We start from the raw sequence: 22,526 nt of genomic DNA on the forward strand, positions 1-22,526 counted from the left end.
CGTGCGGCACGGGGCGTTGCGGATGGATCTCAAACGGGCCACGATCATGGGCCGCCGAGACCGGTGGGTGATCCTCCGTTGACCTAGGACACGATGTCCTTGCGGGCGAAACCCCGGAAGGCCAGGGCGAACAGGACGAGCGCGTACGTTATCGAAATCGCCGTGCCCTCGATCATGCCGGACCACTCGGGATGCGGCTGGACGGCGTCCGCCCAGGCGAACTGCCAGTGCGCGGGCAGGAAGTCGCGCCAGTGGCCGAGGGCGGTGACGGCGTCCAGGACGTTGCCGACGATCGTCAGACCGACCGCGCCGCCGACCGCGCCGAGGGGCGCGTCGGTCTTCGTCGAGAGCCAGAACGCGAGCCCCGCGGTGACCAGTTGTGACACGAAGATGTACGCCACGACCACCAGCAGGCGCTGCGTCGCCGTGCCCGTGTCCAGCGCGCCGCCGGTGGGGATCTGGAGCGGGCCCCAGCCGTACGCGGCCGTGCCGACGGCGAGCGCCACCACCGGCAGCAGGATCATCGCGGCCAGGCTGAGGCCCAGGGCGACGAGGAGCTTGGACCACAGCAGACGGGCCCGCGGCACGGGTGCGGCCAGCAGATAGCGCAGGGAGGACCAGCTGGCCTCCGAGGCGACGGTGTCCCCGCAGAACAGGGCCACGGGGATGACGAGCAGGAAGCCCGCGGAGACGAAGAGGTTGACGGCGGCGAAGTTGGCTCCCGACGCGGTGGCCGTGTCCATCAGCGTCACCCTGTCGTTGCGGCCGCCCGGGTCGCCGCCGATCGCGAACGCGATCAGCAGCACGAACGGCAGCAGCGCGAGGATCCCGCCCATGATCAGCGTCCGGCGCCGCTTGAGCTGGCGGACCAGCTCGACCCGCAGGGGCAGCGTGCGGCCCGCCTTGTACCCGGAGGCGGTCCCGGTGCGCTCGACGAGCGTGCTCATGCGGAACCTCCGATCAGGGTGAGGAAGGCGTCCTCGAGCCGGCGGTGGGGGCCGAGGGAGGAGACGGGGATCTCCAGGCGTACGAGGTCCACGAGGAGTTCGGCGGAACCTGTGCGGGGCGGTTGTTCGTCTGCGGCTTGGTCGTGGCTGGTCGCGCCGTTCCCCGTGCCCCTTGGGGGCGCTGCCGGACCGGAGCTTGCCAGGCGCACCAGCAGGCCGCCGGCCGTCCGTACCGCCGACTCGACGCCCGGCAGCGCCGCCACCTTCTCGACCAGCGGGTCCGGGATGTCGGTCGCGAGGCCGACGAGGAGGGTGTCGCCGGAGCCGATGATCTCGGACACCGGGCCCGCCTGGACGAGACGGCCGCGGTCCATGACGACGAGGTGGGTGCAGGACTGCTCGACCTCCGCCAGGAGGTGGCTGGAGACGATGACCGTGCGGCCGGCCGCCGCGTACCGGATGAGCACCTCGCGCATCTCGCGGATCTGCGGCGGGTCGAGGCCGTTGGTCGGCTCGTCGAGGATGAGCAGGTCCGGGAGGCCGAGCATGGCCTGCGCGATCGCGAGGCGCTGGCGCATCCCCTGGGAGTACGTGCGCACCGCGCGGGCGAGCGCGTCGCCGAGACCGGCGATCTCCAGGGCCTCGTCCAGATGGGCGTCCTCGGGCGGCCGGCCCGTCGCCCGCCAGTACAGCTCCAGGTTCTCGCGGCCGGACAGGTGCGGCAGGAAGCCCGAGCCCTCCACGAACGCGCCGACCCGCGACAGGACCGGAGCACCGGGGCGGATCCCGTGCCCGAAGACCCGGATCTCGCCGGAGTCCGGCTTGATGAGGCCCATCAGCATGCGCAGGGTGGTGGTCTTGCCCGCGCCGTTCGGCCCGAGGAGGCCGAGGACCTGGCCCTTCTCCACGCGGAAGGACAGATCCCGCACCGCGTAACGGTCCGCCGACCGGGCGTACCGCTTGCTCAAGTCCGTGATCTGGAGCGGGACTTCGGCGAGTGCCGGGTCCGGAGGCGCCGCGGTCGTACGGCGGCGGCCGGCCAGCAGCAGCGCCAGGGCGATCACCGCGCCCGCCATCGGGAGCCACCACACCCAGGACGGCAGCGGGGCGGCCGCCGTGCTCACGCCGGGCGCCGTCGGCACCTTCAGGTCGCTCTTCAGGGAGACGGTGTACGTCGCCGGGTTCACCGGGGAGGCGTAGCCCAGGTCGGTGGAGGCGAGGACCAGGCGCAGCCGGTGGCCCTGCTCGACCTGGTGGTCGACGGCCGGGAGGGTGATCGTGACGTCCTTGCCGGCCTTGGCGCCCTCGACGCGGACGGGGGTCACCAACTGCGCGGGCAGCTGGGGTGTGCCACCTCCGGGAGAGACGTCGTACACCTTCCCGAAGAGCACGGCGTCGTCGCTCGTCGACTTCACGTGGACGGTGACCGTCGGCGATCCGGTGATCCGCAGGCCGCCGGTGAGCGGCGCCGACTCGAACTGCGCGTACTGGCCGGGGAAGTCCAGCGACACCCCGACGCCGAGCGAGGACAGCTGGGCGAGTCCGCCGGAGCCGCCGAGGCCGGGCAGTGCGGAGACGCCGGGCGGGCTGCCGCCGGCCGGGTTGGCGAAGCTCTGCTCGGTGCCCCGCAGCCGCAGCGGGCGCTGCCCGCTCTCCAGGCCGGGGTACGCGTCGGCGCTCGCGCCCCGCAGCACCGCCGCGCCGCTCGTGGAGTCGACGCCGCCGCTGCGGCTGATGCGGAAGGCCGGGCCGGTGTCCGTGCCCTTGTCGTTCTTGAGGTAGCGGTCGAACCACGTACGCACGCGTGCCTGCACGCGGCTCGACTCCAGGTCGCCGCCGTCGTGGCCGCCGGCGATCCAGTCGACGTCGACCGGGGCGCCGCCCGCACGGACGGCCTTCGCCGCCGCGTCGGCCTGGCCGAGCGGGAAGAGGGAGTCGGTCTGGCCCTGCACCAGGAGCGTCGGCACCTTGATGCGGCCGGCGACGGCGGACGGGGAGCGGGCTTCCAGCAGCTCGCGCGCCTGCGCGTCGGGCTTGCCCGACTCCGCGACCCGCTCGTACATGCGGCACAGCTGGGGCTCGAACTTCGCGCACCCGCCGCCGGAGTTGACGAAGATCCCGGCCCACAGCTTCTTGAACACGCCGTCCGGGAACAGGGCGTCCGCCAGGTTCCAGTACGTGATCGCCGGGGCGATGGCGTCCACCCGGTGGTCGTACCCCGCGGCCAGCAGCGAGATCGCGCCGCCGTACGAGGCGCCGGCCACGCCCACGCGCGGGTCGCCGGGCTTGTCGAGCTGGACCTGGGGCTGTTTCGCCAGCCAGTCGATCAGACGGGAGACGTCGGCGACCTCTCCCTTCGGGTCGTTCAGCCCGATCCTGCCGGTGGACCTGCCGAAGCCGCGTGCGGACCAGGTCAGGACCGCGTAGCCGTCCCTGGCGAGGTCCTGCGCCTGCTGACGCACGTCCTGCTTGCTGCCGCCGAAGCCGTGGGCGAGCAGCACGGCGGGGTGGCGTCCGCCGGTCGAGGGGGGTGTGAAGTACGAGGTGTCGATCTTCACCCCGTCCATCGACATGAGGCGGTCGGTCCGGTGCACGGCAGGCTTTTCGTCCGAGGCGACGGCCGTCCAGGTGCCCGCGCCCGCGAGCACCACGACGGCGGCACCGGCGGCGAGTGCCCTCCGGGGGGTTCGCAGCAGCCCTCGCAGGCGGGACGGTCGAAGATCCATGCTTCAACGGTACGGGGGGTCTCTGACAGTTGGGGCAGCCTCCGGGGTGAACAGGTGCCCCTTCCCCGGGAGTACGGATTTGCTTCGCCGTACCGCGGTTGTGGTACGTCCACGAGCTCGGGCGGTTCCGTGGTCGGACGGCTGCGGGTTCGTCGTGGTTGCTCGCGCAGTTCCTCGCGCCCCCAAGAACTCTGCAGCTCAGGCTTCGACGTCCTCCGGGATGGACACCAGCCACCTCGTGTCCCTGCGGGGGCGGAGGTACAGGACCCAGTAGAGGGTTGCCACGGCTGTGATGCCGCCCGTCCACAGGAGGTAGCTCGTCTCCTGCTGACTGAGGATGTAGGCCAGGACCGCGATCAGGAGGACCGGCATCGCGGGCCACAGGGGCATGCGCCAGGCGGGCCTGTGCTTGTGGGAGCCGCGGCGGGCCAGGAGGGCGGCGACGGCGACGAGGAGGTACATGCCGGTCACCGAGACGCCCGTGACGCCGTAGAGCGTGTCCAGGTTCACGAAGCACAGGAGGGCGCCGGGGACGCCGACGGCGAGGGTCGCGACCCACGGGGAGCCGAAGCGGCCGAGCTTGGCGAAGACGGTGTTGACCGGGCCGGGCCAGGCCTTGTCGCGGGCCGAGGCGAACAGGACGCGGGAGTTCTGGATGACCATGACGATGCCCGCGTTGATGATCGCGAGGGCCACGCAGAGGCTGACGAAGGTGCCGACCGCGGAGTTGGACCAGGCGGTGACCATGCCACTGATGTCGCCGCCGGTCAGCTGGGAGATGTCGGAGGCGCCCATGGTGATCGCCGCCACCGGCACCAGGATGATCACCGTCGAGATGGCGAGGGTGACCAGGACCGTACGGGCGACGTTGCGGCGCGGGTTCTCCAGTTCCTCGGAGAGGTAGACGGCGGTCGAGAAGCCCTGGGTGACGAAGAGGGCGATCGCGAGGCCCGAGACCACCAGCATCGCCGTCACCGTGTCCGTGTGGCCGTGGGTGCCGGCCACCTTCATCGACACCAGACTGCCCAGGCCCCGCTGGCTGTGCGCGAAGCCGAGGAGGGCGACCACGGCCGCCGCGATGACCTCAAGGACCAGGAAGATGCCGGTGATCCAGGCGTTGGCGCGCAGGTCGAGCAGGCCGGCCAGGGTGGCGAGCAGCATTACGCCGGCACCGGCGACCGCCGGATCGAGGTGCACGATCGGCGTCAGGTAGTCCGCGGTGCCCATCGCGATCACCGGCGGCACGATCATGACGACCAGCAGGGAGAGGACGAACACCAGCCAGCCCGCGAGCCGTCCGGCCATCGTCGAGACCATCGCGTACTCACCGCCCGCGCTGGGGATGAGGGTGCCCAGCTCCGAGTAGCAGAACGCCACGGCGATGCACAGGAGGGAGCCGATCGCGATCGTCAGGGCGGTGGCGGTGCCGAGGGAGCCGAACAGGTCCGGCACGACCACGAACAGCGTGGAGGCGGGGGTCACGCAGGAGAGCGTGAGCAGGGTGCCGCCGACGACTCCGATGGAGCGCTTGAGCGTGGCGGGACCGGCGGTGGCCGCTGCCTCGGGAGCGGCGGTGTCGACGGGGCGGAGCGTGTCGGTCATGCAGCGGTTCCGATCGACTGGTGCGGATGCCTCCGGCGGCTGGGTGGGATGCATAGAACCCCGACGAAAACCGACGCGTCAATAGGTGTCTGGCTACGAAATCAGTAGGACAAGGGCCCTTAAGAGAGCGTAAACAGCAGTTCGGCGCAGACCGTTCCGGGCGCTTGAGCCGTACGGGAACCGCAGGGCGGGCGTCAAAAAAACGTGAGGACGTCCGGTATCCGGACCTGTCAGAGTGTCCCGCTAGAGTCAGCGACCACAGAACTTCACAACCGAATCACAGCAATGGGTGGGGACTCATGAAGCTGAAGCACACCGCTGCCTGGGTGGGGATCACGGCGGCGGCGACACTCGCGGTGTCCGCGTGCGGCGCGGACGGCGCGAAGACGGCGGCCAAGGCCGTGGACAACGCGGACAAGATCATGGCCGTCCTGTCGCGGGCGACCGACCGCACCGAGCAACTCGGCTCCGCCCAGGTCAAGATCAGCACCGACCTGGGCACGGGCACCCCGGTCACCATGGACGGGACGTACTCCTGGGGCGACGGGCTGGCGATCGACGCCGAGATGGACACGGCGGCCGCGCAGATGCAGCGACTGCAGGACAGCCCGAAGATCCGGATGCTGTTCGTGGACGGCGCCTACTACTACGACGTCGACCCGCAGCCCTCCGGCCCGCTCAAGGGCAAGGAGTGGATGAAGATCGACTCTTCGGCGATCTTCGGCGACAAGGGCTCGCAGGCGTTCAGCGGCAGCAGCGGGAGTGGCAACCCCGTGGCCTCTATGCGCGTCCTGAAGTACGCGAACGACGTCAAGGACCTGGGCAGGGCGACCGTCGGCGGCCGGAGCACGACCCACTACCGGGCCGTCGTCGACAAGGCGCACATGGGCAAGTTCAAGGACGCCTACACCGGTGACAACCTCATGCGCTCGGTGACCGGCGGCGCCGACTCGCTGACCATGGACATCTGGGTCGACTCCAAGGACCTCCCGGTCCGATTGGAGGAGCAGATCGGCACGGTCGAGGTGACCATGGACTTCCAGAAGTTCGGCGCCACGGCCCCGGTCAAGGCTCCGCCTGCCGCACAGACCGGCGACCTCACCGACCAGGTCAAGAAGGCCCAGGAGCAGCAGGGCTGAGCTCCGGACACGGCGGTGCCCCGCTCCCTCGGAAACGGGGCACCGTGCGGCCTCAGTGGTTGCGCGGGAAGCCGAGGTCGACGCCCGCGGGGGCGTCGGCGGGGTCCGGCCAGCGGGTGGTGACGACCTTGCCGCGGGTGTAGAAGTGCGTGCCGTCGTTGCCGTAGATGTGGTGGTCTCCGAAGAGGGAGTCCTTCCAGCCGCCGAAGCTGTGGTAGCCGACGGGGACCGGGATGGGCACGTTCACGCCGACCATGCCGGCCTCGATCTCCAGCTGGAAGCGGCGGGCGGCGCCGCCGTCCCGGGTGAAGATCGCGGTGCCGTTGCCGAACGGCGAGTTGTTGATCAGCGCGACACCCTCCTCGTAGGTGTCCACGCGCAGCACGCACAGCACCGGGCCGAAGATCTCGTCCTGGTACGCCTTCGCCGACGTGGGGACCTTGTCGAGCAGGGACAGGCCGATCCAGTGGCCGTCCTCGTAGCCCGCTCCTTCATAGGTGTACGCCGAACCGTCCAGGACCACCTCGCAGCCCTCGGCGGCGGCACCGTCCACGTAGGAGGCGACCTTGTCGCGGTGCACCTTCGTGATGAGCGGGCCCATCTCGGAGGCCGGGTCGTCGCCGGGACCGATCTTGATCTTCTCGGCGCGCTCGCGGATCTTCTCCACCAGGGTGTCGCCGACCGCGCCGACGGCGACGACGGCGGAGATCGCCATGCAGCGCTCACCGGCGGAGCCGTAGGCCGCACTCACCGCGGCGTCGGCGGCCGCGTCCAGATCGGCGTCGGGCAGCACCAGCATGTGGTTCTTGGCGCCGCCCAGGGCCTGCACGCGCTTGCCGTTGGCGGCGGCGGTGGTGTGGATGTAGCGGGCGATGGGGGTGGAGCCGACGAAGGAGACGGCCTTGACGTCCGGGTGCTCCAGCAGGCGGTCGACGGCCACCTTGTCGCCGTGCACGACGTTGAAGACGCCGTCGGGCAGGCCGGCCTCCGACAGCAGCTCGGCGATCTTGAGAGAGGCGGACGGGTCCTTCTCGGAGGGCTTGAGGACGAAGGTGTTGCCGGTCGCGATGGCGATCGGGAACATCCACATCGGCACCATGGCCGGGAAGTTGAACGGGGTGATGCCCGCGACCACGCCGAGCGGCTGGCGGATCGAGGCCACGTCGACGCGGCTGGCGACCTGGGTGGACAGCTCGCCCTTGAGCTGGACGTTGATGCCGCAGGCCAGGTCGACGATCTCCAGGCCGCGGGCCACCTCGCCCAGCGCGTCGGAGTGGACCTTGCCGTGCTCGGCGGTGATCAGCTCGGCGATCGCGTCCCGGTTGGCGTCCAGCAGCGCGCGGAAGCGGAACAGGATCTCGGTCCGCCTGGCCAGGGAGGACTGGCCCCAGGTGACGAAGGCGTCCTTCGCGGCGGCGACCGCGGCGTCCACCTCGTCGACCGTCGCGAACGCGACCTTCGTGGTGACCGCGCCGGTCGCCGGGTCGGTGACCGGCCCGTACGTACCCGACGCGCCTTCGACGGTCTTGCCGCCGATCCAGTGGTTGACGATCTTCGTCATGCCCGGTTTCTCCTTCACAGATGGCGGCGTCGGGTGGAGACGTGCCGTTCGTACAGCTCTCGTGCCTTGACCGCCGACGGTCGGGTCGCGGTCTCGGCCACGGGTACATCCCACCAGGCCTGGGCGGGCGGCGGGCCCGACACAGTGTCGGCCGTTTCGGTCTCGACGTAGACACATGTGGGAGTGTCGGCGGCGCGGGCCTCGGCGAGCGCCGCGTGCAGATCACCGACGGTCTTGGCGCGCAGCACGCGCATGCCCAGGCTGGCCGCGTTGGCGGCGAGATCCACGGGCAGCGGCGCCCCCGTGTACCTGCCGTCGTCCGACGGGAACCGGTACGCGGTGCCGAACCGCTCGCCGCCCACCGACTCCGACAGACCGCCGATGGACGCGTACCCGTGGTTCTGGATCAGCAGGACCTTGATCGCGACGCCCTCCTGCACGGCGGTCACGATCTCCGTCGGCATCATCAGATACGTGCCGTCGCCGACCAGCGCCCACACCGGCCGGCCGGGCGCGGCCAGCTTCACGCCGATCGCGGCCGGGATCTCGTAGCCCATGCAGGAGTAGCCGTACTCCAGGTGGTACTGGTCCCGCGAGCGCGCCCGCCACAGTTTGTGCAGGTCGCCGGGGAGGGAGCCGGCCGCGTTGACGATCACGTCCGTCTCGTCGACCAGAGCGTCGAGCGCGCCGAGGACCTGCGGCTGCGTCGGCCGCACGTCCGGCTCCTCGGCCTCGTAGCAGGCGTCGACGCGTTGCTCCCAGCGCTCCTTGTCCTCGGTGTACTCGGTGACGTAGGAGGCCGCGACCCGGTACGCGTGCGTGTCCAGACCCGCGGTCAGCTCCTGGAGGCCGCTGCGGGCGTCCGCGATCAGCGGCAGGCCGGCGAGCTTGTGGCCGTCGTAGGGCGCGATGTTGAGGTTGAGGAAGCGGACGCCCTCGCCGGTGAAGAGGGTGCCGGAGGCGGTGGTGAAGTCGGTCCAGCGGGTGCCGACGCCGATCACCAGGTCGGCGGTGCGGGCGAGTTCGTCGGCCGTCGCCGTGCCGGTGTGGCCGATGCCGCCGACGTCCTGGGGGTGGTCCCAGCGCAGCGAGCCCTTGCCGGCCTGCGTGGAGGCGACCGGTATGCCGGTGACCGCCGCGAACTCCGCGAGGGCCTCCTCGGCGCGGCTGTGGTGGACACCGCCGCCCGCGACGACCAGCGGCCTGCGCGCGGACCTGACCGCCGTGACGGCCTCGGCGAGTTCGGTCGGGTCGGCGCCCGGGCGGCGGACCACCCAGGTGCGCTCGGCGAAGAACTCCTCGGGCCAGTCGTACGCCTCCGCCTGGACGTCCTGCGGGAGCGCGAGCGTCACGGCGCCGGTCTCCACGGGGTCGGTGAGCACCCGCATGGCCTGCAGCGCCGCCGGAACGAGCTGTTCGGGGCGGGTGATCCGGTCGAAGTACCGGGAGACCGGGCGCAGGCTGTCGTTGACCGACACGTCGCCCGCGTACGGGACTTCGAGCTGCTGGAGGACGGGGTCGGCGGGCCGGGCCGCGAAGACGTCGCCCGGCAGGAGCAGGACCGGCAGATGGTTGACGGTGGCGAGGGCGGCGCCCGTCACGAGGTTGGTCGCGCCCGGTCCGATGGAGGTCGTCACGGCGTGCGTGGACAGGCGGCCCGACTGCCGGGCGTAGCCGACCGCCGCGTGCACCATGGCCTGTTCGTTGCGGCCCTGGTGGTACGGCATGTCGTCCGCGTACTCGACGAGTGCCTGGCCGATCCCCGCCACGTTGCCGTGGCCGAAGATGCCCCAGGTCGCGCCGATCAGCCGCTGCCGTACGCCGTCCCGCTCGGTGTACTGGACGGACAGGAAGCGCACCAGCGCCTGTGCGACCGTCAGCCTCGCCGTCGAGGTGGTCGGAGTCATCGGTAACCCCCAGTGCCTTGTGCGTGGGCCGGATGGAAGCAGATCCGCGGCTCCCGTCTCCGGACGCCGGATCCGCCCTCACGGGAGGGAGATACGCGCTGACGGCCGAAACCGTTCGGGACCTCCGGCGCGGGGCCGTAGCGGGCGGGGAGTCGTCGCTCGCACTTCGCTCCTGCCAGGGCGAAGCGGCCTCCCGCGCCGGAGGCGATCTGGGTCCGGGCGTCACGGGGAACGTACGCGAAGTCGGAGACCGACGCGAATGCGCTTTCCCCGCCCGGGAGTTGAAACTCTTCGTCCGTCATGTCACCGGCCGGCCGTACCGTACATCCGCCCGGCGGCGGAAGCACGGTCCTCTCGGTGTACAGCTCGACCGCGGCCATCAGCTCCTCACAGCAGTCCTACGGCGGTGTCGACGGCGGCGGCCACGTCGCCGTCCGGTGGATACAGCAGCGAGCGGCCGACCACCAGGCCCCGCACGGTGGGGAGTTGGAGGGCGCCGCGCCACTTCTCGTACGCCCCGTCCTGATCGTCCCCCACCTCGCCGCCGAGCAGCACGGCGGGCAGCGTGGAGGTCTCCATGACCTCGGCCATGTCGTCCGGGTTCTCGGTGACGGGCAGCTTGAGCCAGGTGTACGCCGAGGTGCCGCCCAGGCCCGAGGCGATCGCGATGGACTTGGTGACGGCCTCTGCGGACAGGTCGTTCTTCAGCTTCCCCTCGTCCGTGCGGTGGCTGAGGAAGGGCTCGACGAAGACGGGGAGGCGGCGCGCGGCCATGTCGTCGACGGCGCGGGCCGTGGACTCCAGCGTGGTGAGGGAGCCCGGGTCGGCGTAGTCGATGCGCAGCAGCAGCTTGCCCGCGTCGAAGCCGAACCGCTCGATGTCCTCGGCGCGGTGGCCGGTGAAGCGGTCGTCGAGCTCGAAGCTCGCGCCCTGGAGGCCGCCGCGGTTCATGGAGCCCATGACGACCTTGTTCTCCAGCGCGCCGAGCAGGAGCAGGTCGTCGAGGATGTCGGCGGTGGCGAGGACGCCGTCGACGCCGGGGCGGGAGAGCGCGAGGCAGAGGCGTTCGAGCAGACCGGCGCGGTTGGCCATGGCGAACCTGCGGTTGCCGACGCCGAGCGCGCCGCGGGCCGGGTGGTCGGCGGCCACGATCATCAGCCGGCCGGAGTCGCCGACGAGCGGGCGGCGGGCACGGCGGGCGGCGGCCTCCGCCACGGCTTCGGGGTGGTGCGTACGCAGGCGGACGAGTTCGGAGACGTCCACGCGCGCGTGCGCGACGCCGTCGCCGCCGTGGGCACCTTCGTGGTGGGTGTCGTCGTGGTGGGCGCCCGAGACCCGGCCCGCCCTCACAGCACCGCTCCGGCTTCGAGCGCGGCCGCGATCTCGTCGGCGGTCGGCATGGCGGAGGAGCACTCCAGGCGGGAGGCGACGATCGCGCCGGCCGCGTTGGCGTGCCGCATGATCGTCTCCAGGTCCCGGCCCGCCAGCAGGCCGTCGCAGAGGGCGCCGCCGAAGGCGTCGCCGGCCCCGAGGCCGTTGAGGACGCTGACCGGCAGCGGCGGCACCTCGGCGGACTCGCCCTCGCTGTTGACCGCGAGGACACCCTTGGGGCCCTGTTTGACGACGGCGAGTTCGCAGCCCGCGTCCAGCAACGCCTGGGCGGCGGCCCGCGGTTCGCGCACCCCGGTGGCGACCTCCACCTCGTCGAGGTTGCCGACGGCGACGGTGGTGTGGCGCAGGGCCTCCGCGTAGAAGGGGCGGGCGCCGCTGATGTCGCTGTTCCAGAACATGGGGCGCCAGTCGAGGTCGAAGACCGTGGTGCCGGCCTTGGCCCGGTGGGCAAGGGCCGCCAGCGTCGCCGTACGGCTGGGCTCCTCGCTCAGCCCGGTGCCGGTGACCCAGAAGACGCGGGTGTCGCGGATGGCGTCGAGGTCGAGCTCGTGGGCGTCGATCTCCAGGTCGGGGGCCTTGGGCTGCCGGTAGAAGTACAGCGGGAAGTCGTCCGGCGGGAAGATCTCGCAGAAGGTGACCGGGGTGGGCAGGCCCGGGACCGGGGTGACCCACCGGTCGTCGACGCCGAAGCCGCGCAGGGCCTCGTGCAGATACGTGCCGAAGGGGTCGTCGCCGGTGCGTGTGATCACCGCGGTGCGGTGCCCGAGACGGGCCGCGGCCACCGCGACGTTGCTCGCCGAGCCGCCCAGGAACTTGCCGAAGCTCGTCACCTGCGGCAGCGGCACGCCGGTCTGGAGCGGATAGAGGTCCACCCCGATCCGCCCCATGGTGATCAGGTCGTACGCCATCGGCTTCCCTTCGTTGCGCGTCCTCCCCGGTTTCTAGCCGGGCACACGGAGCCCTGTCAATGTTTTGTCCAGACATTCGGACCAGACCTTGACACCCCCTGCCGGGGCCCGCACTCTGGCGGCCATGACGTCGTTGTCTCCTCAATCTTCCGGCCTTTCCCGTATCCGCGTCGGTTCGGCGCCCGACTCCTGGGGCGTCTGGTTCCCGGACGATCCCCGCCAGGTTCCCTGGCAGCGCTTCCTCGACGAGGTCGCGGACTCGGGCTACGAGTGGATCGAACTGGGGCCGTACGGGTACCTGCCGACCGATCCGGCCGTCCTCACCGAGGAGACGGCCCGGCGCGGTCTGAAGGTGTCGGCAGGCACGGTGTTCACGGGCCTGCACCACGGCGAGGCCGTATGGGAGAAGACCTGGGCGCACGTCGCGGACAACGCGGCCCTCGCGCAGGCGATGGGGGCGTCCCACCTGGTGGTCATCCCGTCCTTCTGGCGGGACGACAAGACCGGCGAGGTGCTGGAGCCGGACACGCTGACGCCCGGTCAGTGGCGCAACCTGAACTCCCTGACGGAGCGGCTGGGGCGCCAGGTGCGGGAGGAGTACGGGCTGCGGATCGTGGTGCATCCGCACGCCGACACGCACATCGACAGCGAGGAGAACGTCGTACGGTTCCTCGACGGGACCGACTCCGACGTGGTGTCGCTCTGCCTGGACACGGGGCACTACGCGTACTGCGGCGGCGACAGCGTCAAGCTGATCGAGACCTACGGCGAGCGGATCGGGTATCTGCATCTCAAGCAGGTGGACCCGGAGATCCTGGCGGACGTGCGGTCGAAGGGGACGCCGTTCGGGCCGGCGGTCGCGCAGGGGGTCATGTGCGAGCCCCCTGCGGGGGTGCCCGAGCTGGGGCCGGTGCTGGATGCCGCGCAGGCTTTGGGGGTGGAGTTGTTCGCGATCGTCGAGCAGGACATGTATCCGTGCGAGCCGGACACTCCGTTGCCCATTGCCCGGCGGACTCGGGCGTTCTTGCGGTCCTGTGGGGCGTAGCCCTCCGGAGGTGGGGCCGGGTGCCTACTCCTCTGCCGGGTTCTGTGCGTGGGCGGGTGCGGCCTGAGTGGGGCTGGTCACGCAGTTCCCCGCGCCCCTAGGCAGGGTGCAGGGGGCGTAGGACCATGTGTCGATGGCGGACGGGGTGCGGAGTCGGGCCGGGGCCGGGCCCTGGGGTTCCTGGGAGACCGTGCTGGCTCGGCCGCATCCTCGGCTGCGGCCCGGGGTGATCAGTTATCGCGGGGTGCGGCTGGCGCTTGACCGGCCGCGGCGGCGGCTGGAGGCGCCCATCGGGGCGGCGACGCTGCTGCTCGGCTTCGGGGAACCGCTCCGCATCACGCGCACGGGGCGGCCCCCCGCGACGCTCGTCTCGGTGTTCTCGGGGCCGACGACCACGCCGGCCGTCGGCGAGCACGGCGGGCGGCTGTCCGGCGTCGAGGTGCTGCTCATGCCGTGGGCGGCGTTCACGTTGTTCGGCACCCCGCAGTACGAGCTCGCCGACCGCACCGTCGACCCCGACGACCTGCCGCACGTCCTCGGCACCCGCCCGGACGCCGGCCGCCGGCGCAGCATCGGTGAGCTGTCCGCCGCGCTGGCCGCGCTGCCCACCTGGCAGGACCGTTTCGGGCTGCTGGACGACGAGTTGACGCGCTGGTCGCAGGCCGGGACGCCGAGTTCCGCGAGGGTCGTGCGGGCCTGGTCGGAGCTGGTGCGGACCTGGGGCTCGGTGCCGGTACGGCTGCTGGCCGAGGAGGTCGGCTGGAGCGTACGGCACCTGGAGAACCGGTTCCGGGAGCAGATCGGGCTCGGACCGAAGGTCGCCGCCCGGGTGCTGCGGCTGCAGCGGGCACGGCGGCTGCTGGCGCAGGGACGCGGGCAGGCGGAGACCGCGGCGATCTGCGGTTTCTACGACCAGGCCCATCTGAGCGGGGAGTTCAGGGCGATGACGGGGTGCACGCCCCGCGAGTTCACCATGGCGCGGGTGATCCCGCCCGTGGCGCAGCCCATGGTGCCGGCCGCCGACCGGATGACCGGCGAGGCGACGAGCCTGTTGCTCACATCCGCACGAAGTTCGGTTTTCTCCAAGACCGGCGGGGTCCGCTGAATGCACGCTGATCTTCCGGCCGGTGATCCCGGGGGGAGGTCACCGACCGCACGTCCTCGAGGACGACGGCACGTCCTCGGGACGGAAACCGGGGGAGCCGGTGGGCCGGGCCCGGCGCAGCGGGTCCGGCCCACCTCGCCACGGCACTCGGGCGGCGTCAACGCGCCATTGCCGGACCCCCGTTGTCAACGCGCCGCGCCTTCGAGCCCGCGCACGCCTTTGCAGCACTCGTGTCACAAACGCCCCCTTCGTGTCACACATGTCCCGTGTACGCGGGCTCCGCGTCACACCCGCCCCACAGGCCCTGCCCTCCTTTGGCCGCCCCTCGTTGACGGGGCACAGGCTTTGTGATCGCCAGCGCAGCGCCCGGCTCCCCCGACGGCCGCCCCCCGGCCGACCCCGCGGCGCGCGCAGGGAGGTGCTACCCATGACCGACCGAAGGCTCTGGTCGTACAAGGAGATCGCCGCGCACATCAAGGTGCAGCCGGACACCGTGCGGTCCTACCGCAAGCACGGGCTGCTGCCCCCGCCCGACCATGTCGAGGGCGGCAAGCCCTTCTGGTTCGCCGACACGGTCCGCGCCTGGGTCGCCTCGAGGCCCGGCAACCGCGGCCGCAGAGAGGACGAGATCTCCTGACCCTCCGGACGTCCGGCCGTCCGGCCTCCTGAAAAAGCACCTGTGCCCCACCCCGCGCGTGGGGCACGGTTGCTCCATGAGCGACTTCTCCGTGAAACCCGTCCTGACCGGCGCGAAAACCGTACTGCGGCCCTTCACCGCGGCCGACGCCGAAGCGATGTGGGAGATCCTCCAGGATCCCGACGTCGTCCGCTTCACCTTCGAGCCGTCCACAGAGCTGACGCCTGAACGGGTGCGCTCCTTCTACGGCACCCGCGCCACCGTCCCCGACCGGCTCGACCTCGCCGTCACCGACCCCGTCACCGGCGAACTCCTCGGCGAGGTCGTGCTGAACGAATGGGACCCGCGGGCCCGCAGCTGCACGTTCCGCACCCTCATCGGCCCCCGGGGCCGCGGCCGCGGCATCGGCACCGAGGCGACACGCCTCATAGTCGGATACGGTTTCGAGCAACTCGGCCTGCACCGCATCGAGTTGCAGGCCTACGGCACCAACCGTCGCGCCCTGCGCGTCTACGAGAAGGTCGGCTTCGCGGTGGAGGGCGTCCGACGCGAGGTGCAGCTCCGGGACGGCGAGTGGGCCGACGAGGTGATCATGGGCATCCTCGACCGCGAGTGGGCGGCCCTCAACTCCACGGCTCGATGACCGTCACCCCCGCTCCCGGCGCCGTCCCCATCGCCGCCAGCGCCGCGGGCGTCGCGTCCAGGGTGATGGCCGAGGTCACCAGCAGATCGGGACGGAGGACACCCGCCCGCACCAGCTCCAGCATCGGCGGGTAGGTGTGCGCCGCCATCCCGTGGCTGCCGAGGAGTTCGAGCTCCAGGGAGATCGCGCGGGCCATCGGGACGGGGGTCGTGCCGGCCGGCGACGGGAGCAGACCCACCTGGACATGGCGGCCCCGGCGGCGCAGGCCGTTCACGGAGGCGGCACAGGTCACGGGCGAGCCCAGGGCGTCGAGAGACAACTGGGCGCCGCCGCCCGTCAGCTCGCGGACCGCCGCGGCCGTGTCCGGCGTCGCCGCCCCGTCCACGCACTCCGCCGCGCCGAACTTCCGCGCCAGGTCCAGGGCCCGCGGTGACACGTCCACCGCGATCACCCGCGCCCCCGACGCCGCCGCGATCATCACCGCGGACAGGCCCACTCCCCCGCAGCCTTGCACCGCGACCCACTCCCCCGCCGCCACCCGGCCCTGCTGCACCACCGCCCGGAACGCCGTGGCGAACCGGCAGCCCAGCGCCGCCGCTGTGGCGAACGACAGGCCCTCCGGAATCGCCACCAGGTTGACGTCGGCGTGGTCCAGCGCCACGTACTGCGCGAACGAGCCCCAGTGGGTGAACCCGGGCTGGGTCTGCCGCTCGCACACCTGCTGGTCCCCGGCCGCGCATGCTCCGCAGGTTCCGCAGGCGCAGACGAAGGGGACGGTGACGCGGTCACCGGGGTGCCAGTTGCTCACGCCGGCTCCGACCGCCTCCACCACACCGGCGAGTTCATGTCCGGGTACGTGCGGGAGCGTGATGTCGGGGTCGTGGCCCTGCCAGCCGTGCCAGTCGCTGCGGCAGAGGCCGGTGGCTTCTACGCGTACGACCACTCCGTGGTGGGCCGGCCGAGGGTCGGGCACCTCACGTACGTCGAGCCGGCTCCCGTACTGCTCGAACACCACTGCCCGCATCTGCGCTCCCATCGCCGCTTTCGTCCGCGGGTCCATCGTGGCCGGTCGCGCAGTTCCCCGCGTCCCTGGAGGGGCGCTCGTCCCCACCTTCGCTCAGACCGAACCGCTCGTGCAGTCTCCGCAAGGGGGCCGGGGCCCACCAGGTGGCCCTGCCCGTCAGCTTCATCACGGCCGGGACCAGCAGGCTGCGCACGATCATCGCGTCCATCAGGACCGCCAGGGCGATACCGAGCCCGAGCATCTTGGTGTTGGTCACCCGCGAGGTGCCTATCGCGACCATCACCACGGCCAGGATCACCGCCGCCGCCGTGATCAGGCCGCCCGTGCGCTGGAGGCCGTGCCGGACCGAGGTGTTGTGGTCGCCCGTCCTGTCGTACTCCTCCTTGATGCGGGAGAGCAGGAAGACGCCGTAGTCCATGGAGAGCCCGAAGGCCACGCAGAACATCAGGACCGGCAGCGTGGTCTCGATGGAGCCGGGGCTGGTGAAACCGAGCAGGCCGGAGAGGTGGCCGTCCTGGAAGACCCAGACCACCGCACCGAACATGGCGCTCAGGCTGAGTGCGTTGAGCACCACCGCCTGGACCGGGATCAGCACGCTGCCCGTCAGCAGGAACACCAGGAGCAGGGTGACGACGGCGATGAAGACGGCCGCCCAGGGCAGGCGCTCGGCTATCGCGTGCTTGGAGTCGACCAGGACGGCGGCCGTGCCGGTCACCTTGGTGTCGAACGGGGCCTTCGCGGCGCGCAGTTCGCCCACCAGGCGCTGGGCCGTGTCGTCGACGGCCTCGCCCTTCGGCTGCACGGTGAAGTACGCCGACCGTCCCTTCACCAGCGGGCCGTCGACCCGCAGCGCACCGGGCAGCTCCGCCATACGCGCCTTGTACGCCGCGTACTGCGCCGGTGTCGCCTTCCCCTCCGCGAGCACCTCCAGGCCGCCGCCGGGGCTGCCCGGGAAGCCGTCGCGGATGTGCTGCTGCACGACGTGGGACTCGGCGCCCGAGGGCAGCTGGCGGTCGTCCGCGGTGCCGAACTTCACGCCCAGGAAGGGCAGTCCGAGGACGATCAGGACGGCGGTGGTCGCCACGGCGAAGAGCGGGGCCCGGCGCATGACCAGCGTCGCCGCCCGCGCCCAGGCCGTGCCCTCCTCGCCGGAGGTCCGCGCCGGGTCCCCACGCCGCAGCAGACGCCGCAGGTCCAAGGAGTTGACCCGGTGTCCCAGCAGGATCAGGGCCGCCGGGAGCAGGATCAGCGCGGCCGTGGCGGCCAGCAGCACCACGGCGATGCCGGCGTAGGCGAAGGACCGCAGGAAGTACTGCGGGAAGAGCAGCATCGCGGCCAGGGAGACGGCCACCGTGAGCGCAGAGAAGAGGACCGTGCGTCCGGCGGTGCGCAGGGTGGTCGCCACGGCGGTCAGCGGTTCGGCGCCGGTGGACAGCTCCTCGCGGAAGCGCCGGACGATGAACAGGGCGTAGTCGATGGCCAGTCCGAGACCGAGGGCCGTGGTGAGGTTCAGCGCGAAGACGGAGACGTCGGTGAACTCCGTCAGCCCGCGCAGCACCGCGTTCGTGCCCAGGATCGCGACGATGCCGATGCCCAGCGGCAGCAGCGCGGCGACGGCACTGCCGAAGACCATCACCAGCAGCACGAGCGTGACCGGCAGGGCGATCAGCTCGGCGCGGGTCAGGTCCTCCTTGATGGTCGTCTGCATCTCGTGCCGCACCGCGACGATGCCGCCGACCTTGACCTCCACCGGGCCATGGGCGCCCCGGAAGGCAGGCGCGATGCGGTCCAGGGTCCTGCCCATCGCGTTCTCGTCGCCCGTGATGTGCGCGGCGATCAGCGCTTCGTGGCCGTCCTCGGCGCGCAGGGACGGTGCCGTCGAGGCGTCGGCCTGCCAGTAGGAACCGACGCCCGTGACGCCCTTCTCGCCTGCCAGGCGCTCGGTGAGGTGCCGGGCTTCGGCCGCCACCGCCGGGTCGTCCACCGACGAGCGGCCGGAGTCGACGAGCAGCAGGAGGTTGGGCTGGGAGGCGGGGAACTCCCGCTCCAGCGCCTTGGTCGCGTACGTCGACTGGGCGTCCGGGTCCTCCCAGCCGCCGCTGCCCAGGCGGTCGGCGACTCCGCTGCCGGCCAGCACAGCGAGGGCGGTGATCACGAGGGCGACGAGCAGCGACAACCGCGGGCGGGCGGTGACGAAGCGGGTCCAGCCGCCCAGGTGTGGTGGCTTGTTGACTTCGGTCATCGTGCGGTGTCCCCTTCAGCGAGGAAAACCATAGACTGGAAACACGAGAGATCACTCGTGTTTCTCCAGAATGCGAGCGACCGCTCGCGTTTGTCAACGGCGTACGGAGATCTGGGGATAACGCGTGCCCGACAACTCACAGAAGGACAGTCCGCAGAAGGAACAGCCGCGCCGCCGCCAGGCCCGGGGCGAGCGCCGCATCACCCAGCTCCTCGAGGCCGCGGCCTCGGTCTTCTGCACCACGGGCTACACGGCCGCCAGCACCAGCGCCATCGCCCGCGAGGCCGGCGTCTCACCCGGCACGCTCTACCAGTTCTTCCCGAACAAGGAAGCGATCGCGATCGAGCTGGGCGACCGGCTGATGCACGAGATGCGGGAGGCGTACGGCGAGGCGCTCGCCCCGGTCGCGCCGGCGACCCCGCTGGAGGAGGCGGTCGGCGCCGCCGTCGACCGGTTCATCGCCTTCAACTGCGACCACCCGGTGTTCTTCGCGCTGATGCACGGCCCCGACATCCCGGGCCGGATCGCCGAGGAGCACGACGCCCTGCACGCGACGCTGATCTCCCGGGTCGAGGACCTGCTCCTCTCGCTGCTGCCGGACGCCCGGCCGGCCGACGTCACACGGACCGCGCACGTGTGCCTCGGGGTGTACAAGGCGGGTCTGGAGCTGGTCCTCTCCCACGAGGGCGCCGAGCGCGACGCGTACATCGAGGAGATCAAGAAGGTTCTGATCGGCTACCTCGGCCCCCTGGTCGGCGACCGGCTCGGCATCACCGGAACCACCGCGACCCGGCCCGCCTGACTCGTCGCCCCTCCCGCCCCGAAGCACGGCCGCCACGATGGAAAAGTACCCCCTAGGGGTATAGTCTGAAAGCGGTGGGCCCCCGTGGGCCCCCATGTTCCGCAAGCCGCACAAGCCTCGACGAGGAGAACGACATGACCGCGCAGACCGACACCCCGGGTACCGTCACCGCCGTCTACAAGGTGAGCGGGATGAGCTGCGGCCACTGCGAGGGTGCCGTCTCCGGCGAGATCTCCGAGCTCCCCGGTGTCACCTCCGTGACGGCGGTCGCCGCGTCCGGCGAGGTCACCGTCGTCTCCGCGGCCCCGCTCGACGAGGCCGCCGTACGCGCGGCGGTCGACGAGGCCGGCTTCGAGCTCGTCGGCCAGGTCTGACCACAGGAGGCCGGGTACCCCAGATGACCAGCACCACCGCAGCGACACCGGCACCGATACGCACGGCCGCGGACGGCTCCGAGGTCGAGCTGCTCATCGGCGGGATGACCTGCGCCTCCTGCGCGGCCCGCGTCGAGAAGAAGCTCAACCGCATGGACGGCGTCACCGCCACGGTGAACTACGCCACGGAGAAGGCGCGGATCACCTACCCCGCCGGCATCCAGGTCGCCGATCTGATCGCCACCGTGGTGAAGACGGGGTACTCCGCGGAGGAGCCGCCTCCGCCGCAGGCGGAGCCCGCCGCCGTTCAAGAGACCCCGCAGGACCCGGAACTCGCCTCCTGGCGCAGGCGGTTCACGGTCTCCGCCCTGCTCGCGCTCCCCGTGGTGCTGTTGTCGATGGTCCCCGCCCTTCAGTTCGACGACTGGCAGTGGCTGGCGCTCACCCTCGCCGCGCCGGTCGTCGTCTGGGGCGGGCTGCCCTTCCACCGGGCGGCCTGGACGAATGCCCGGCACGGCGCGGCCACCATGGACACGCTGGTCTCCGTCGGCACGCTGGCGGCGTTCGGCTGGTCGCTGTGGGCGCTGTTCCTCGGCGACGCGGGCATGCCCGGCATGCGCGACGAGTTCAGCTTCACCGTCTCCCGTACGGACGGGGCTTCCACGATCTATCTCGAGGTCGCCGCGGGCGTCGTCGCCTTCATCCTGCTCGGCCGCTACCTGGAGGCCCGCTCCAAGCGGCGGGCGGGTGCCGCACTCAGGGCGCTGATGGAGCTGGGCGCCAAGGACGTGGCCGTGCTGCGCGACGGCCGTGAGATCCGCGTCCCCGTGTCCCGGCTGGCCGTCGGGGACCGTTTCGTCGTACGCCCCGGGGAGAAGATCGCGACCGACGGCACCGTCGTCGAGGGCACGTCCGCCGTGGACGCCTCGATGCTGACGGGCGAGTCGGTGCCGGCGGACGTGACCACGGGCGACGCCGTCACCGGGGCCACGGTCAACGCCGGGGGCCGGCTCGTCGTCGAAGCCACGCGCGTGGGTGCCGACACGCAGCTCGCGCGGATGGCGAAGCTGGTGGAGGACGCGCAGAACGGCAAGGCCGAGGTGCAGCGACTCGCCGACCGGATCTCGGCGGTCTTCGTGCCCGTCGTCATGCTCTTCGCGGTCGCGACGTTCGGCGCCTGGCTCGGCGCCACCGGTGACGCGGTCGCCGCCTTCACCGCCGCCGTGGCGGTCCTGATCATCGCCTGCCCGTGCGCACTGGGCCTGGCGACGCCCACCGCGCTGATGGTCGGCACGGGGCGCGGCGCCCAGCTCGGCATCCTCATCAAGGGCCCCGAGGTCCTGGAGTCCACGCGCCGCGTGGACACCGTCGTGCTCGACAAGACCGGCACGGTCACCACCGGCCGGATGACCCTCCACGAGGTGTACGCCGCCACCGGAACCGACGAGAGGGAGGTGCTGCGGCTCGCGGGCGCCGTCGAGCACGCCTCCGAGCATCCTGTCGCCCGGGCGATCGCCTTGGGCGCCACTGAGCATGCCGGACGGCTCCCGGAGGTCGAGGAGTTCGAGAACGTGCCCGGTCGGGGCGTACGTGGGCGTGTGGAGGGCCGCGAGGTGTCCGTGGGGCGGCTCGCCGAGTACGCCGCGGAACTGCCGGAGGAACTGGCCCGCGCGAAGGCCGAGGCCGAGCGCGGCGGACGTACGGCCGTGGTGATCGGCTGGGACGGCGTGGCACGCGGTGTCGTCGCCGTCGCCGACGCGGTCAAGGAGACCAGTGCCGAGGCGGTGCGCGAGCTGCGCGCGCTGGGGCTCACGCCGGTGCTGCTGACCGGGGACAACCGGGCGGTGGCCGAGGCGGTGGCGCGCTCGGTCGGCATCGAGCAGGTGATCGCGGAGGTCCTGCCCGAGGAGAAGGTCGAGGCCGTACGGCGGCTGCAGGCCGAGGGCCGTCGCGTCGCGATGGTCGGCGACGGCGTCAACGACGCGGCCGCGCTGGCCACGGCCGATCTGGGGCTGGCGATGGGGACCGGGACGGACGCGGCGATCGAGGCCGCCGATCTGACGTTGGTACGCGGGGATCTGCGGGTGGCCGCGGACGCGATCCGGCTCTCCCGCAGGACGCTGTCCACGATCAGGGGCAATCTCGTATGGGCCTTCGGGTACAACGTCGCGGCGCTGCCGCTGGCCGCCGCCGGGCTGCTCAACCCGATGATCGCCGGGGCCGCCATGGCCTTCTCGTCCGTGTTCGTGGTGACCAACAGCCTCCGGCTGCGGACGTTCTACTGAACTGCGGCAAAGTTACCGGCGGTTAGGCGAACTCGAGGCAAGAGCACCTCTGGAGTCCGGGGCCAGGCTCACATAAGCTCTTCACAAGGCTCGCGCATCATCCTTACGCTTGGGTCCCGATCGGCGTATCGGGGCTCTTGCGCATCTAACGGACATATGCAAGAGACGCAGATCACAGTGATGTGAA

General features: G+C 71.5%; 17 protein-coding genes and 1 pseudogene. 8 read left to right on the plus strand and 10 right to left on the minus strand.

The genetic code is table 11. From position 1 onward, the window contains the following. Positions 1–83 precede the first annotated feature (83 nt). The 3 genes from ACIBN2_RS30950 to ACIBN2_RS30960 all read right to left on the minus strand — a co-directional run bounded on the left by ACIBN2_RS30950 (position 84) and on the right by ACIBN2_RS30960 (position 5,275). Complete coding sequence (locus ACIBN2_RS30950) at positions 84–947, minus strand: ABC transporter permease (protein ID WP_399139260.1); 864 nt, start codon at positions 945–947, stop codon at positions 84–86. Beyond that, the gene (locus ACIBN2_RS30955) at positions 944–3,673 is read right to left on the minus strand and encodes a CocE/NonD family hydrolase (protein ID WP_399139262.1); all 2,730 of its coding nucleotides are present in this window, start codon (positions 3,671–3,673) and stop codon (positions 944–946) included. The genes ACIBN2_RS30950 and ACIBN2_RS30955 overlap by 4 nt, the downstream gene beginning before the upstream one ends. Before the next feature lie 198 nt (positions 3,674–3,871). Continuing rightward, the gene (locus tag ACIBN2_RS30960) at positions 3,872–5,275 is read right to left on the minus strand and encodes an APC family permease (RefSeq protein WP_399139263.1); all 1,404 of its coding nucleotides are present in this window, start codon (positions 5,273–5,275) and stop codon (positions 3,872–3,874) included. Between the two features lie 299 nt (positions 5,276–5,574). On the opposite strand from ACIBN2_RS30960, the gene ACIBN2_RS30965 reads away from it, so the two are divergent. Next, a complete protein-coding gene (locus ACIBN2_RS30965) occupies positions 5,575–6,414 on the plus strand; it encodes a hypothetical protein (RefSeq protein WP_399139265.1) in 840 nt (279 codons plus the stop codon). Positions 6,415–6,466: 52 nt separating this feature from the next. Here ACIBN2_RS30965 and mmsA read toward each other — a convergent pair whose 3' ends face one another. The 5 genes and pseudogenes from mmsA to iolC all read right to left on the minus strand — a co-directional run bounded on the left by mmsA (position 6,467) and on the right by iolC (position 12,182). Next, complete coding sequence (gene mmsA / locus ACIBN2_RS30970) at positions 6,467–7,975, minus strand: CoA-acylating methylmalonate-semialdehyde dehydrogenase (RefSeq protein ID WP_399139266.1); 1,509 nt, start codon at positions 7,973–7,975, stop codon at positions 6,467–6,469. Between the two features lie 14 nt (positions 7,976–7,989). Beyond that, positions 7,990–9,882, minus strand: a complete 1,893-nt coding sequence (gene iolD, locus ACIBN2_RS30975) for a 3D-(3,5/4)-trihydroxycyclohexane-1,2-dione acylhydrolase (decyclizing) (RefSeq protein ID WP_399139268.1) — start codon at positions 9,880–9,882, stop codon at positions 7,990–7,992. Between the two features lie 116 nt (positions 9,883–9,998). Further along, a pseudogene (locus tag ACIBN2_RS30980) lies at positions 9,999–10,241 on the minus strand (5-deoxy-glucuronate isomerase); the annotation flags it as partial. Positions 10,242–10,269: 28 nt separating this feature from the next. Then, a complete protein-coding gene (locus tag ACIBN2_RS30985; RefSeq protein WP_399139592.1) occupies positions 10,270–11,145 on the minus strand; it encodes a deoxyribose-phosphate aldolase in 876 nt (291 codons plus the stop codon). A gap of 83 nt (positions 11,146–11,228) precedes the next feature. Continuing rightward, complete coding sequence (gene iolC, locus ACIBN2_RS30990) at positions 11,229–12,182, minus strand: 5-dehydro-2-deoxygluconokinase (RefSeq protein WP_399139270.1); 954 nt, start codon at positions 12,180–12,182, stop codon at positions 11,229–11,231. A 124-nt stretch (positions 12,183–12,306) separates the two neighbouring features. Here iolC and ACIBN2_RS30995 point away from each other — a divergent pair, with 124 nt between their 5' ends. The 4 genes from ACIBN2_RS30995 to ACIBN2_RS31010 all read left to right on the plus strand — a co-directional run bounded on the left by ACIBN2_RS30995 (position 12,307) and on the right by ACIBN2_RS31010 (position 15,612). Next, entirely contained in the window at positions 12,307–13,227 is a 921-nt protein-coding gene (locus ACIBN2_RS30995) for a sugar phosphate isomerase/epimerase family protein (RefSeq protein WP_399139271.1), read from the plus strand. 133 nt (positions 13,228–13,360) lie between these two features. Next, positions 13,361–14,332: a helix-turn-helix domain-containing protein gene (locus ACIBN2_RS31000; RefSeq protein ID WP_399139272.1), complete on the plus strand. Its 972-nt coding sequence runs from the start codon at positions 13,361–13,363 to the stop codon at positions 14,330–14,332. A 427-nt stretch (positions 14,333–14,759) separates the two neighbouring features. Continuing rightward, positions 14,760–14,969 (plus strand): helix-turn-helix transcriptional regulator, encoded by a 210-nt coding sequence (locus tag ACIBN2_RS31005; protein WP_399139274.1) that lies wholly within the window; start codon positions 14,760–14,762, stop codon positions 14,967–14,969. A 76-nt stretch (positions 14,970–15,045) separates the two neighbouring features. Next, the gene (locus tag ACIBN2_RS31010) at positions 15,046–15,612 is read left to right on the plus strand and encodes a GNAT family N-acetyltransferase (RefSeq protein WP_399139276.1); all 567 of its coding nucleotides are present in this window, start codon (positions 15,046–15,048) and stop codon (positions 15,610–15,612) included. Here ACIBN2_RS31010 and ACIBN2_RS31015 read toward each other — a convergent pair. Both ACIBN2_RS31015 and ACIBN2_RS31020 read right to left on the minus strand, forming a co-directional pair. Further along, positions 15,593–16,636, minus strand: coding sequence for a zinc-dependent alcohol dehydrogenase family protein (locus ACIBN2_RS31015; RefSeq protein WP_399139278.1), 1,044 nt, complete (start codon positions 16,634–16,636; stop codon positions 15,593–15,595). The genes ACIBN2_RS31010 and ACIBN2_RS31015 overlap by 20 nt on opposite strands. Next, positions 16,587–18,878 (minus strand): MMPL family transporter, encoded by a 2,292-nt coding sequence (locus tag ACIBN2_RS31020; RefSeq protein ID WP_399139279.1) that lies wholly within the window; start codon positions 18,876–18,878, stop codon positions 16,587–16,589. Before ACIBN2_RS31020 ends, ACIBN2_RS31015 begins: the two co-directional genes overlap by 50 nt. 124 nt (positions 18,879–19,002) lie before the next feature. Here ACIBN2_RS31020 and ACIBN2_RS31025 point away from each other — a divergent pair, with 124 nt between their 5' ends. From ACIBN2_RS31025 to ACIBN2_RS31035, 3 genes are all read left to right on the plus strand, one after another. Continuing rightward, entirely contained in the window at positions 19,003–19,680 is a 678-nt protein-coding gene (locus ACIBN2_RS31025) for a TetR family transcriptional regulator (protein ID WP_399139281.1), read from the plus strand. Between the two features lie 134 nt (positions 19,681–19,814). Next, positions 19,815–20,054: a heavy-metal-associated domain-containing protein gene (locus ACIBN2_RS31030; RefSeq protein WP_399139283.1), complete on the plus strand. Its 240-nt coding sequence runs from the start codon at positions 19,815–19,817 to the stop codon at positions 20,052–20,054. A 23-nt stretch (positions 20,055–20,077) separates the two neighbouring features. Beyond that, positions 20,078–22,339: a heavy metal translocating P-type ATPase gene (locus ACIBN2_RS31035; RefSeq protein ID WP_399139285.1), complete on the plus strand. Its 2,262-nt coding sequence runs from the start codon at positions 20,078–20,080 to the stop codon at positions 22,337–22,339. Positions 22,340–22,526: the final 187 nt, after the last annotated feature.

Source organism: Streptomyces sp. NPDC050534 (assembly GCF_044457745.1).
GTDB lineage: Bacteria > Actinomycetota > Actinomycetes > Streptomycetales > Streptomycetaceae > Streptomyces.

What these genes read in the sequence shown, in the direction of transcription:
- ACIBN2_RS30950 (WP_399139260.1), bottom strand. Translation starts at nt 947, where the DNA reads ATGAGCACGCTCGTCGAGCGCACCGGGACCGCCTCCGGGTACAAGGCG.
- ACIBN2_RS30955 (WP_399139262.1), bottom strand. Translation starts at nt 3,673, where the DNA reads ATGGATCTTCGACCGTCCCGCCTGCGAGGGCTGCTGCGAACCCCCCGG.
- ACIBN2_RS30960 (WP_399139263.1), bottom strand. Translation starts at nt 5,275, where the DNA reads ATGACCGACACGCTCCGCCCCGTCGACACCGCCGCTCCCGAGGCAGCG.
- ACIBN2_RS30965 (WP_399139265.1), top strand. Translation starts at nt 5,575, where the DNA reads ATGAAGCTGAAGCACACCGCTGCCTGGGTGGGGATCACGGCGGCGGCG.
- mmsA (WP_399139266.1), bottom strand. Translation starts at nt 7,975, where the DNA reads ATGACGAAGATCGTCAACCACTGGATCGGCGGCAAGACCGTCGAAGGC.
- iolD (WP_399139268.1), bottom strand. Translation starts at nt 9,882, where the DNA reads ATGACTCCGACCACCTCGACGGCGAGGCTGACGGTCGCACAGGCGCTG.
- iolC (WP_399139270.1), bottom strand. Translation starts at nt 12,182, where the DNA reads ATGGCGTACGACCTGATCACCATGGGGCGGATCGGGGTGGACCTCTAT.
- ACIBN2_RS30995 (WP_399139271.1), top strand. Translation starts at nt 12,307, where the DNA reads ATGACGTCGTTGTCTCCTCAATCTTCCGGCCTTTCCCGTATCCGCGTC.
- ACIBN2_RS31000 (WP_399139272.1), top strand. Translation starts at nt 13,361, where the DNA reads ATGGCGGACGGGGTGCGGAGTCGGGCCGGGGCCGGGCCCTGGGGTTCC.
- ACIBN2_RS31005 (WP_399139274.1), top strand. Translation starts at nt 14,760, where the DNA reads ATGACCGACCGAAGGCTCTGGTCGTACAAGGAGATCGCCGCGCACATC.
- ACIBN2_RS31010 (WP_399139276.1), top strand. Translation starts at nt 15,046, where the DNA reads ATGAGCGACTTCTCCGTGAAACCCGTCCTGACCGGCGCGAAAACCGTA.
- ACIBN2_RS31015 (WP_399139278.1), bottom strand. Translation starts at nt 16,636, where the DNA reads ATGCGGGCAGTGGTGTTCGAGCAGTACGGGAGCCGGCTCGACGTACGT.
- ACIBN2_RS31020 (WP_399139279.1), bottom strand. Translation starts at nt 18,878, where the DNA reads ATGACCGAAGTCAACAAGCCACCACACCTGGGCGGCTGGACCCGCTTC.
- ACIBN2_RS31030 (WP_399139283.1), top strand. Translation starts at nt 19,815, where the DNA reads ATGACCGCGCAGACCGACACCCCGGGTACCGTCACCGCCGTCTACAAG.
- ACIBN2_RS31035 (WP_399139285.1), top strand. Translation starts at nt 20,078, where the DNA reads ATGACCAGCACCACCGCAGCGACACCGGCACCGATACGCACGGCCGCG.